Source organism: Emticicia sp. C21 (genome assembly GCF_003418935.1).
In the GTDB taxonomy this organism is placed as follows: Bacteria; Bacteroidota; Bacteroidia; order Cytophagales; family Spirosomataceae; genus Emticicia.
On record NZ_QVMT01000006.1, the window covers coordinates 313,471 to 325,743 of the forward strand.

Genomic DNA, 12,273 nt, shown 5'->3' on the forward strand with positions numbered 1-12,273 from the left:
AGTTTAATATTGAAAGATAAGTTAATGACAATTATTCACTAATTTACAATTCGCCATTCACGATTAATCACTAAATCACTCATTCACTCAATAGTACATCATGGCATTAAAAACGTATTTTCTTCAGGTAAAAGAAGTAGTCAACGAGACCCCGGATTGTGTGACGATTTATTTCTGGCACCCATTGAGTGAACAGATAAAATATAAAGCAGGGCAGTTTATATCGGTAATAGTACCTATTGATGGCAAAAAGGTGCGTAGAAGTTATTCTATGTCCACTTCGCCACATACAGATACTGCCATTGGTGTCACGGTAAAGCGGGTGTTGGGAGGACTGGTTTCTAATTACCTGAATGACAGAGTAAAAGTAGGAGATTTTCTTGAAGTGGTAGAGCCGCTTGGCAATTTCTATGTAGAAACTGATGCCGAAAATTCTCGTCATCTGGTGCTTTTTGCTGCAGGCAGTGGTATTACACCCATGATGTCTATCATGAAGTCAGTCCTGAAAATGGAACCTAAGTCAAGGGTTACCTTAGTATATGGAAACCGTTCGGAGGAGAGTATCATTTTCAAAGATAAGTTAGAGGAACTAGAGTATACCTACCGGGAACGTCTGAAAGTACACCATATCCTTTCTCGTCCGTCTGACTATTGGGTAGGGCAGGTGGGTCGTATCAGCCAGGGTATCAGTATCCGCTTTATGAAAGATTCTTATACCGATTTCACCAAAGACAATTTCTATCTCTGTGGCCCTGAAGGAATGATGGAAGATGTGATAAAAGGGCTGAATATCTACGACGTTTCGAAAAGTCAGATCCATCGCGAAAACTTCCATGCCCCAATGTTGGATGAAATTCATGTAGAAGAGAACGATAATTCACTCAAAGCCCAGTTGGTAAAAGTTATTTACGATGGCGATGAATATGAATTTGAAGTAAAACCTCACCAAAGCATTCTCGAAGCAGCCTTAGATTTAGATATAGATTTGCCATATTCTTGTCAGGCAGGTATGTGCACGGCCTGTATGGGCAAGTGTATAGAGGGCAAGGTAAAAATGGACGAAGAAGAGGGCTTAACCGAAAAAGAAATCCAACAGGGCTATATTCTTACCTGTGTAGCTCATCCGCTTACAACCGGAGTGGTAGTGGAAATGGATTAAAAAAAAATTAAAACAATTATATACGAATATTAGTATTTCAATTCTGATGATACCTTTACTATAACCAATCGTATATAGTAAAAATAAAAGCCTCTATTCGGCGTTAATGTTTAAAATTTCAGGAATCGTGCTTGTGAGGAAGATTATTTTTTCGGGGGCTTTTGCTTTAAGCTTATTGACAGTTTTTAGTTCATTTATTTTATCCCCTAAACCTTTAGACTACCAGACTCAACAGGAAAAGTGGGCTGACAGCCTGCTTGCTACTATGTCTTTGGACGAAAAAGTAGGCCAGCTATTCATGGTGGCTACTTTCTCTAATCGTACTGAAAAATATTACCAGCAGGTTGAAAATAACATTGCCACCTACCACTTGGGTGGCCTTATCTTCTTTCAGGGCGGCCCTCACCGTCAGGCCAGATTAACCAATCGTTATCAGCAGATTTCACGTATTCCGCTCATGATTGGTATTGATGCTGAGTGGGGTTTAGGCATGCGTCTGGATAGTGCGATTGACTTCCCGAAGCAGATTACTCTGGGTGCCATTCAGGATAATAGCTATGTCGAAAAATTTGGTCAGGAGATAGGTCGCCAATGTAAGCGTATAGGTATCCATATCAACTTTGCTCCCTCTATTGATGTCAACACCAATCCCGATAATCCGATTATCAATTACCGTTCATTTGGTGAATCGCAGGTAAATGTAGCAGAGAAAGGATTGGCCTATGTACGTGGGATGAAAAAATACAATGTACTGGGTAGCGCCAAACATTTTCCTGGCCATGGCGATACCGATCAGGATTCCCATCATACACTTCCAGTGGTAAATCATACGCTTCAACGGTTGAATGAAGTAGAATTGTATCCTTTCCGCCGACTGATTGCCGATAGTATAGCTTCTGTTATGACAGGTCATTTATTTGTGCCTGCTCTGGAGCCACGTGGTACTACACCCACCTCCATATCTGAAAAAATCGTAACAGAAATGATTAAGAACCAGATGGGTTTTAAAGGCTTGACTGTGACGGATGCCTTAAATATGCGCGGTATTACCCAAGGTTTACAACCCGGCGAACCGGAGTTACTGGCATTTATGGCAGGGAATGATATATTGCTACAAACAGGTAATCTACCTGCTGCCTTTAAAAGAATTAAACAGGCCGTAGAAACAGGACAGATTTCACAAGAAGTATTGAATGCCCGTGTAAAGAAAATATTAAAGGCTAAATACTGGGCTGGTTTGAGTAAATACAAACCGGTTGACATGGCAGGCTTAGGTACTGATTTAAACGGTAAAAAAGCCATTGAATTAAAGACTGAATTATTTGAACAAGCCGTTACTATTGTTCGCAACCAGGATAATCTACTACCATTTACTCACTTAGATACCACTACATTTGCTTCAGTGGCAATCAGCGGCGATTATGATAATCAGTTTCAGAAAGCCCTAAGCCAATATGCCAATTTCAAGCACTTTACCGTACCTTTCAAACCAAGTTCAGATAAAGATGTGGCATGGGTACTGGACGAAGCAGCTAAGTATAAAGTGGTAGTGGTAAGTGTGCATGGCATGAATAGCAAAGGTGAGCGAAACTACGGCGTATCTCCTGCCACAGTTGATTTCATTAATCAATTAAGCCAGCGAACCTATGTAGTAGTTTGTGCCTTTGGTAATCCTTATGGATTAAGGTTATATGGCTCTTCCCGCAGTCTGGTATGTGGTTATGAAGACGACCCTATTTCTCATAAAGTAGTTCCGCAGATATTGTTCGGAGCTTTACCTGCCAAAGGTCGTTTACCCGTTTCGGTGGATACTGATTTAAAAGTAGGAAATGGCATTCTTACCCCTAAACTGGGCAGGGTATCATTTGGCAATGCCGAAAGCGTGGGTATGGATAGCCGTAAATTAGACGAAATTGACCAGATTGTACAACAAGGTATTGATAACAGAGCGTTTCCGGGTTGTCAGGTTTTAGTGGCTCGCCAAGGAAAAGTAGTGTATAACCGTAACTTTGGGAGTTTACGCTACGGTCTTTATGAACCTGTAAATAACCAGACTCTCTACGATATTGCTTCCATGACCAAAGTTACTGCAACCTTGCAGGCTGTTATGATGCTGAACGAAAGAGAAGCAGTAAATCTGAATGAGAAAATATCTACTTATCTGCCTGAAATGAAAGGTTCAAATAAGGAAAATATGTTGATTTCAGATATACTGATGCATCAGGCAGGTTTGGTAGCTTTTGTTCCTTTCTGGGAGAAAACCAAAAAAGGTGCTACCCTTAGTAACGATTATTATAGTACGGTGTATGACAGTCTGCAAGTACCTCAGAACCTACAGGTAGCGACTAATTTATATATCAAGCCCAGTATCAAAGATTCAGTATGGCATTGGGTGATACAGTCTAGACTATTAAATATTTATGATAAAATAGGGGGTTACCGTTATACCTACAGTGATTTAGGCCTGATGATTCTGCAAAAATTAGTAGAGCGTATTACCAATCAACCTTTAGATGAGTTTCTGGAACAAAACCTCTATGAACCTTTGGGTATGACTTCCACATTGTTTAATCCCCTGCAAAGATTCCCAAAAACTAATATTGCCCCTACTGAAAACGAAGCTATTTTCAGAGCCTCGCAGATACAGGGAACGGTACACGACCCCAATGCAGCTTTACTCGGTGGAGTCTCCGGTCATGCCGGATTATTCAGCAATGCCACCGACTTAGTGAAGTTATTTCAGATGAATTTGCAGCATGGGTTTTATGGCGGAAGAAACTTTCTGTTCCCTGAAACCGTGACACATTTTGCTAAAACTTATACCCAAAAAAGCCACAGAGGTTTAGGTTGGGATAAACCCAGTTCTGGTGATAGCCCCATTGTAGGTTCTACTGCTTCTGACGATGCTTACGGGCACTCAGGCTTCACAGGAACAGTTGTTTGGGTTGACCCTGATCGTGAACTGATTTTTATTTTTCTCTCCAACAGGGTATATCCGGTTTCTACCAATAACAAAATTAATACGCTACGTATCCGTAAAAGGATTCATGAAATAATCAACGAAGCGATTATTACGCAATAGAGCCTACTGCTACTATACTTTTGCTTTTTTCTCCTGACTTTCTTAGTATCATTTTTATTTTATAAAAAATTCTACCTGAAGGAGTACTAAATCTTTTTTTTGCAGTACTGATTTAGGACATTTATTACTCATTTAATGAAATTAGAATATATTATCCCTACGGGATACCAATATTCGAAAAGCCTATTTTTACTACCGATATATCGTCCCTACCGGGACTTAAAAGATATCCCGTAGGGATTGTATATCGGTAGAAAAAAAAGTAAAAAACAGCTTTTAAGTCCCGTAGGGACGATATATTAAAGCCTTAAGTCGAATTTTACTTAACGGGTATATATTGTTCTATATATTAGCTCAAAAAACAAATAATATATTTGAAAACCCAAAGAAAACAAACAAATACTATTATTTTTGCCTTAGAGCATTTTACCCTTATGCTCATAGATTTATTCAACACTTATAACCTTTAGAATGGAAATTTCAATTCACAACTGGATGCGGGCAGAATCCATAGAGACTACTATTAAACGAATCGCCGGATTGGGCTACGACAAACTGGAGATTCAAGGAAGCCCGGAGGCGTATGATACAAAAAAAGTAAATAAACTACTAAAAGACCACGGATTGACTTGTTGGGGCTCAGTAACCCTGATGCTGGAAGACAGAAATCTACTTGCCAAAGACAAAGCCCAAAGAGCAAAATCAGTTCAATATATTAAGGATGTGGTAACCATGGTCAGAGAACTCGATGGCCAGATGGTATCTGTGGTTCCGGGAACTGTAGGCAAAATTATACCAGACGGCAGACCTGACGAAGAGTGGGAATGGGCAGTTGAAGGCATGAAACAAGTATATGAATATGCAGAGAGCATAGGTATCCTGATAGGTATTGAGCCAATCAACCGTTTTGAAACCTACTTTATTAACAGAGGCGATCAGGCTTTGGTATTGGCAGAAGCTGTTGGGCCTAAATGTGGGGTTTGTCTGGATACTTTCCATATGAATATCGAAGAAGATAATACCTATGATGCCATTCGTCGGGCAAAAGGTCGTCTGGTAGGTTTCCATGTGGCAGATAGTAATCGTATGGCGCCGGGAATGGGTACCATCAACTGGCCAAAAATCATTGAAACGCTTCGCGAAATTGACTATGACCAGGTATTATCGGTAGAATTCTGCTCTCCTTTAGATAGAACCCCTGCGAACCCATATCCAAATTCGATTGACCTGAATCCGGAAGGATTAAGTCCTGAGCAAAAGAAATTTCTGGAAGACCACGGTAGTTCTTCGGTTACTGAAGAATTCTATTCGATGCTTACCAGGAAGTCGATAGAAACCCTAAGACCTCTTTTATAACTTGTGGCGGGAACTCCGATACGTCGGACCGCCAGCTTGCAGTTTAAATTTATATCCTATAAAACGGCTATTAGCAGCCACCAACCTATTTAATCTTTTATAAATGAAAATTACCAATGTAGAAGCTTTCTGGCTTCGCTGCCCTATTCCTAAAGAAAAACAACACTTTTCAGATTACGGTCTATTAACAGACTTTGATATGACACTGGTGGTTATTACTACTGATACAGGTTTGCAGGGATTCGGCGAAGCAAAGGCAGCCGTAGGGTCTTCAGGCGTTTGTGCCTCTATTGTTACTTGTGTAGAGAAAGAAATAAAGCCTTTACTTGTGGGTAAAGATGCGCATCATATCACCCGAATCTGGGAACATATTTATAATGGGACCCGCGACCATTATGCTTTAAAAAGAGGTCGTAAATTTCCGATATTGGGCAGAAGAGGTTTAACTATCTCTGCCATGAGTGGGGTTGATACTGCTCTTTGGGATTTAAAGGGTAAGGCTTTGGGCGTTCCTGTAGTAGAATTATTAGGTGGTGCCTGCAGAGAAAAAATGCCTGCTTATGCCAGCGGTGGCTGGGCAGGAACCGATAAAATTGGCGAACAATTATTAGGCTATGTTTCTAAAGGTTTTCAAGGCGTAAAAATGCGTGTGGGGGTGATGGACGAAACCGTGCAGGAAAGCGTAAGACGTGTAAGAGCCGCCAGAGAAGCTTTAGGCGAAAATATTAAATTAATGACCGATGCCCATGGCACTTTCAGCGTGCCGGAGGCCAAGCAGTTTTGCAGAGGTGTAGAAGATTGTAATTTGTATTGGTTTGAAGAACCTATTAGTCCGGATAACCGTCATGGCACAGCTGAGGTAAAAGCTTCAACATCTATCCCCATTGCGGCAGGTGAAAGTGAATATACCGCCTTTGATGTGAGGGATTTGATAGAAGTACGTGCCTTAGACGTAGTTCAACCGGATTCAGCTATTATTGGCGGTATCACAGAAGCGATGCGTGTAGCGCATCTGGCACATGCTTATCAGTTAGAATTAGCCCCGCATTGCTGGGGTTCTGCATTCTCTTTCATGGCAGGTGTTAATGTGGCTTTTGCAGCGCCTGCCGCTACAATTATTGAGTTTTCATTAGGTGGAAACCCGATGATGTATGATCTGGTGCAGGAAAAAATACAGGCAATTGATGGAATGATTGAAGCACCAACAGCGCCGGGCTTAGGTTTAACTCCTAACTGGGATTTTGTAAAGGAATTTAAACAAACGTTTTAAGCAAAGATCCTATAATTTATTTAGTGTAACATTGACTGGGCGTCCCCATGCCCTTGTGTAAATTGTGGCTAATAGATTCAAACTATATAAAACTATGGCAAAAGCAGTAAAAATAAACCACGTGGCGTTGGTAGTAAGCAATCTTGAAAAAGCTTGCGAATTCTACGAAAAAGAAATGGGCTTAGAACCCCTTCCGGCTTTTTTGTTCGACTACCCGACAGCCTTTTTTAAATTCAACGAAGAACAACAACTACACCTTACCGAGTGGGACGATACCTATTCATTCAGAGGACACGTATGCGTGCAGGTTGATGATTTCAATACCATTTTCTACCGTATGAAAGAGCTAGGAGTAATTGATATTCTGCCTTGGGGTAAAGTGCGTCAATTACCTGATGGTGCGATGCAGATGTTTGTCCGTGATCCATCTGGAAATCTGGTTGAAATATCGTCAGCTCCCGGTAGTAGTATTGACCCAAAGATTTTTGAGGATGAAGAGTTGTTTAAAGCAGGTATCTATGTTTCAGGGCGTAATGATTTCAGAGGATATAAATCAGCTGACGCGACTTTATATCACGACAGAACATGAAAAAAAACGTATTGCTTTTGGAAACCGTTGCCGATGAAGCAATGGAACTATTGAATAATGCAGCTTCGGCAGGAGAAATAGAAATTTTTACGGCCTACGGAGATAAACCCTTAGCCACTATCCTTGAAGAAAACTCCATTGATGGTGTAATAACCAGAGGAAAAGGGCAGTGTAACAAGCAATTAATGGAGGCTTGCCCTGATTTACAGGTCATTGCCCGCTGCGGTGTCGGTCTTGATAATGTAGATGTAAAAGAAGCTAGTGCACGCAACATTAAGGTGGTAAATGCGCCCGGTTCAAATTCAAGTACCATAGCCGAACATGCCATTACCCTAATGCTGATGCTGCAACGCAATTTGTACGAATCAGCCAGACAGGTAAAAGCAGGTAACTGGGATTGGCGCAATCAGTTTGTAGGAGACGAGCTACATGGCAAAACTCTGGGAGTTTTAGGCATGGGAAATATCGGTAAGCGAGTAGCTAAATTAGGTGATGCTTTTAGTATGAACGTTGTGTATTGGGATAAATTTCCGGTACAATCAGAGTTTCAGGGTTTGTCTTTGGAAGAGGTTTTAAAGGTATCTGATATTATTACTTTGCATTTACCGTTATTTGAAGATACAAAAAACCTGATTGGAGAGAAAGAGTTGGCGCTAATGAAACCTCATGCTATTTTGATTAATACAGCCAGAGGAGCATTAGTAGACCAGAAAGCTCTAGTAGAAGCGTTGAATAATGGCACAATCGGTGGATTCGGCGCTGATGTATTGGTAGTAGAGCCACCTACGCCAGACGAGCCATTATTGAACCACCCTAAAACCATTATTACAGCACACGTAGGAAGCCTTACAGCAACTACTTATAAAAATATGTGTGTATCAACTGTAAAAAATGTTTTGGCTATTTTATCAGGAAAGTCACCTCAACCTGAAAGTGTTTTTAACAGAAGAGAGTTAGATTTATAATCTTTTTTCGCAGTTATAAGTATTTAACCACGGAGTGACACTGAGTTCTGCACAGAGTTTCACAGAGTATCTGAAAACCGTGTAACTCCGTGCAAAACTCTGAGCCACTCCGTGGTAAATAAAAAACCTAAAATTCAATCCTAAAAAATAAACTATGAATGCTCAACCAAACACACTGAAACTCCTTGTGGCTGTCACAGGGATATTTCTGTTTGTGGCTTCCTACACTAGCCTGAAACGCAATCCGGCTACTGCAGATGAAAACCCAAAAATAGCCAAACTGAAATTGCAACCCGGCTTTAAGGCTGAACATCTCTATAGCCCCTCAGAAAACGAACAAGGTTCATGGGTAGCAATGGCTTTTGATGATAAAGGGCGCATGATTACTTCAGATCAATATGGCATTCTCTATCGTCTGACAATCCCGGCTATTGGTCAGGGAACTGCTCCCAAAACAGAGAAGCTAACTATTCAGGGTGATACTGTTGCGTTGGGCAACGCACAAGGCTTATTATATGCTTTCAATAGCCTGTATGTGATGATGAACAACAGCGCCAATAAGAAGTTTCCTAGAAAAAGTGGTTTGTATCGCTTGCAGGATACTAACGGCGACGACCAGTTTGACAAAGTCACCTTGATGAAAGAACTGAAAGGAGATGGCGAACATGGCCCGCATAGTGTGATTCTATCACCTGATAAAAAATCTCTGTACATCGTAGCAGGTAATTATACTGACCCTCCGAAATTTGATTCTTATCGCCTGCCACCAAACTGGAAATACGATAAATTATTTCCACATATCAAAGACCCGAGAGGCCACGCTACTGATCGTACAGAACCGGGTGGATGGATTGCCAATGTAGACCCCGAGGGCAAGCATTGGGAACTGGTAAGCGGTGGCTATAGAAATACCTACGATATTGCTTTCAATGAAGTAGGTGATTTATTTGCCTATGACTCTGACATGGAATGGGATTTCGGTTTACCATGGTATCGCCCGACACGTATTTGCCATGTAACCAGTGGTAGCGAATACGGCTGGAGAACAGGCTCAGGTACATGGGAACCAACTTTACCGGATAACCTTCCTCCGGTAATTGGTATCGGACAAGGCTCTCCTACCAACTTATTGCATACAAAAGATGCAAAATTCCCTGCAAAATATAAAAATACGCTATTAGCATTTGACTGGAGTTTTGGTATTGTACACGCCATTCACTTAAAACCAAGCGGCTCTACTTATTCGGCCGAAAGAGACGAATTTTTATCAGGTTTACCATTACCTTTAACTGACGGAGCAATCGGTCCTGACGGTGCTTTATACTTCCTGACAGGTGGGCGTCGCTTGGAGTCAGACTTATATCGTGTATATTATAATGGCCCTGAAAGCACTGAGGTTTCAGTAGCTACAGCCCCAACCAAAGAAAATACTTTAAGAAGAGAGTTGGAAGCTTTCCATGGCGAACCAAATAGTATGGCTGTAGAAAAAGCATGGCCAAACTTAAGCCACCCAGACCGCTTTATTCGTTATGCCGCGAGAATGGCTTTGGAGCACCAACCAGTTACCGAATGGCAGGATAAAGCTTTAGCAGAAAAAGACCCTATCAAAGTGATTAATACAATGATTGCCTTGGCTCGTCATGGCAATGCAGATCAGAAAGAAAATATTCTGAAATCATTATTAGGTGTCAACTATCGTACATTATCAGAATCGCAACAAGTAGATGTATTGCGTGCGTTTGAGTTGGTATTTACGAGAATGGGTGCGCCAAGTGCAGCTACTAAAGCAAAGGTGATTGCTTATATGAATCCTAATTTCCCGTCAAGTGGCAATGAGCAGAATAAGATTTTAAGCAGAACTTTAGTTTATCTGGATGCGCCGGGAGTAGTGGCTAAATGTGTAGCTATGTTAGATAAAAAAGAAGCGGCAGGAACAATAGCCGGAGGACAAACAGCTACTTCATCTGCCGATTTAATCATGCGTAATCCGGCTTATGGTTTAGACATTGCCAAAATGTTGGAGAAAACTCCTCCGGTACAACAAACCTATATTGCTACGGTTTTAACTTCTGCCAAAACTGGTTGGACACCACAATTGAGAGAAAAATATTTCAAATGGTTAGGTAATGCCTTAAACTATCGTGGTGGCAATAGTTATATCGGTTTCATTGATAGAATGCAAAAACTGGCATTAGCCAATGTACCAAAGGCACAGGTGGCTCATTACGAAAAATTATCAAGAGCTGATTTGCTTACCAAATCAGGTAATGATCTGGTGATAAAGAATTATCCGAAAGGCCCTGGTAAAAACTGGAAATTAGACCTTGCCGTGGAATCAGTAGAAAAAGGCCTGACAAGTCGTAATTTCCAACAAGGCAAAGATATGTATAATGCCATTACCTGTAGCCGTTGCCACAGCATGGGTGGAGAGGGTGGAAATGTCGGCCCTGATTTAACTCAATTAGGTACGCGTTTTACAACAAAAGATATTCTGGAGGCTATCATCGACCCAAGCAAGGCAGTATCAGACCAATATGCAGCTACACAGTTTATCCTGAAAAACGGAGATTCGGTTGTGGGTCGTCTGGCTAATGAAGATAATACTGCTTATTATGTGTCGCAGAACCCTTATGCACCAGACATGTTAATGAAAATAGCGAAAAAAGATGTAGCTTCAAGTAAATATTCGTCTGTATCAGTCATGTTGCCGGGTCTTATCAATGGTTTGAATGAAGAGGAATTGAGAGATTTAATAGCTTATCTGAAATCAGGCGGTAACCAAAACCATGAGATTTTTGCGAGTAAGGGTGGGAAATAGGTTTTGATAGACCAATCTGAGGCAAACTATAAAGTTATTGTAAGTCAATCGTTGATTTTAGCACAAACATCATTAATTCGACTACGTCCACTTTTTTAGTGTTTCGCAATTTTGCATTGTAATTATTAACAATCAAAATTTAAAAAAATGGACAATTCAAAAAAAGTATGGTTTGTAACTGGTGCCTCTAAGGGTTTAGGATTAGCTCTTGTAAAAAAGTTACTTACAGAAGGCTATAGAGTAGCTGCTACTTCAAGAGATGTAAAAAGCTTAAGTTTGGCAGTTGATAACAACACTTCAAATTTTTTACCATTACAGGTAGAATTGCTAAACGAGGAAAGTGTTTTAAAAGCAATACAAGACGTTATCAACACTTTTGGAGGTATTGATGTATTGGTAAATAACGCAGGTTATGGTCAGATAGGTACGTTAGAAGAAATGACTGATGTTGAAGCAAGAGAAAATTTTGATATTAATATTTTTGGTTTACTGAATGTTACCAGAAATATGATGTCACATTTCAGAACTAAGAAGTCTGGTCATATTATCAATGTTTCCTCTATTGCTGGCTTATTAGGTACCTTCCCTGGCTGGGGAGTATATTGTGCTACAAAATTTGCTGTAGTAGGCTTAACTGAGGCTTTATCTGCGGAAGCGAAAGAGTTTAATGTAAAAGCTACAATAGTTTATCCTGGGTACTTCAATACTAATTTTTTAAAAGAAGGTTCAATGAAAATGCCTGCCAATCCTATAGCTGATTATACCGCTGCCAGAAACACAGAAGTTTGGCATGAAACTCAAATGATAGGTAATCAGCCGGGAGACCCTGACAAGGCCGCACTTGCTTTTATTCAATTAGCAGAAATGGAAAATGCACCTTTACACTTTTTTATGGGTTCAGATTCTTTTGGTATGGCTTATAACAAAATTGAAGTATTACAAAATGAATTAACAGCTAACGAAGTGTTAAGCAAATCAACAGACTATAAAAAGTAATAATGCTTAATTTTGTCCGAGCTTAATTCATAAGTTAA

The 12,273-nt window shown here is 40.5% G+C and carries 8 protein-coding genes; all 8 read left to right on the forward strand.

Annotation, left to right across the window (positions count from 1 at the left end; all coding sequences use genetic code 11):
• Nucleotides 1–100: 100 nt before the first annotated feature.
• The 8 genes from D0T08_RS16030 (at nucleotide 101) to D0T08_RS16065 (ending at nucleotide 12,235) form a co-directional block, all read left to right on the forward strand.
• Nucleotides 101–1,159, forward strand: coding sequence for a ferredoxin--NADP reductase (locus D0T08_RS16030; RefSeq protein ID WP_116983676.1), 1,059 nt, complete (start codon nucleotides 101–103; stop codon nucleotides 1,157–1,159).
• A gap of 106 nt (nucleotides 1,160–1,265) precedes the next feature.
• On the forward strand, nucleotides 1,266–4,241 hold the full coding sequence (locus D0T08_RS16035) for a glycoside hydrolase family 3 N-terminal domain-containing protein (protein ID WP_116983677.1): 2,976 nt from the start codon (nucleotides 1,266–1,268) through the stop codon (nucleotides 4,239–4,241).
• A gap of 471 nt (nucleotides 4,242–4,712) precedes the next feature.
• Entirely contained in the window at nucleotides 4,713–5,597 is an 885-nt protein-coding gene (locus D0T08_RS16040; RefSeq protein WP_116983678.1) for a sugar phosphate isomerase/epimerase, read from the forward strand.
• Between the two features lie 103 nt (nucleotides 5,598–5,700).
• Entirely contained in the window at nucleotides 5,701–6,867 is a 1,167-nt protein-coding gene (locus D0T08_RS16045; protein WP_116983679.1) for a mandelate racemase/muconate lactonizing enzyme family protein, read from the forward strand.
• 94 nt (nucleotides 6,868–6,961) lie between these two features.
• Nucleotides 6,962–7,456 (forward strand): VOC family protein, encoded by a 495-nt coding sequence (locus tag D0T08_RS16050; RefSeq protein WP_116983680.1) that lies wholly within the window; start codon nucleotides 6,962–6,964, stop codon nucleotides 7,454–7,456.
• Complete coding sequence (locus D0T08_RS16055) at nucleotides 7,453–8,421, forward strand: 2-hydroxyacid dehydrogenase (RefSeq protein WP_116983681.1); 969 nt, start codon at nucleotides 7,453–7,455, stop codon at nucleotides 8,419–8,421. The genes D0T08_RS16050 and D0T08_RS16055 overlap by 4 nt, the downstream gene beginning before the upstream one ends.
• A 154-nt stretch (nucleotides 8,422–8,575) precedes the next feature.
• Nucleotides 8,576–11,239, forward strand: coding sequence for a c-type cytochrome (locus D0T08_RS16060; RefSeq protein ID WP_116983682.1), 2,664 nt, complete (start codon nucleotides 8,576–8,578; stop codon nucleotides 11,237–11,239).
• Nucleotides 11,240–11,386: 147 nt separating this feature from the next.
• Complete coding sequence (locus tag D0T08_RS16065) at nucleotides 11,387–12,235, forward strand: SDR family NAD(P)-dependent oxidoreductase (RefSeq protein ID WP_116983683.1); 849 nt, start codon at nucleotides 11,387–11,389, stop codon at nucleotides 12,233–12,235.
• Nucleotides 12,236–12,273: the final 38 nt, after the last annotated feature.

Bases quoted from the DNA above. Each gene is read 5' to 3' on its own strand.
- D0T08_RS16030 (WP_116983676.1), top strand. From the start codon at position 101: ATGGCATTAAAAACGTATTTTCTTCAGGTAAAAGAAGTAGTCAACGAG.
- D0T08_RS16055 (WP_116983681.1), top strand. From the start codon at position 7,453: ATGAAAAAAAACGTATTGCTTTTGGAAACCGTTGCCGATGAAGCAATG.
- D0T08_RS16040 (WP_116983678.1), top strand. From the start codon at position 4,713: ATGGAAATTTCAATTCACAACTGGATGCGGGCAGAATCCATAGAGACT.
- D0T08_RS16065 (WP_116983683.1), top strand. From the start codon at position 11,387: ATGGACAATTCAAAAAAAGTATGGTTTGTAACTGGTGCCTCTAAGGGT.
- D0T08_RS16035 (WP_116983677.1), top strand. From the start codon at position 1,266: ATGTTTAAAATTTCAGGAATCGTGCTTGTGAGGAAGATTATTTTTTCG.
- D0T08_RS16050 (WP_116983680.1), top strand. From the start codon at position 6,962: ATGGCAAAAGCAGTAAAAATAAACCACGTGGCGTTGGTAGTAAGCAAT.
- D0T08_RS16060 (WP_116983682.1), top strand. From the start codon at position 8,576: ATGAATGCTCAACCAAACACACTGAAACTCCTTGTGGCTGTCACAGGG.
- D0T08_RS16045 (WP_116983679.1), top strand. From the start codon at position 5,701: ATGAAAATTACCAATGTAGAAGCTTTCTGGCTTCGCTGCCCTATTCCT.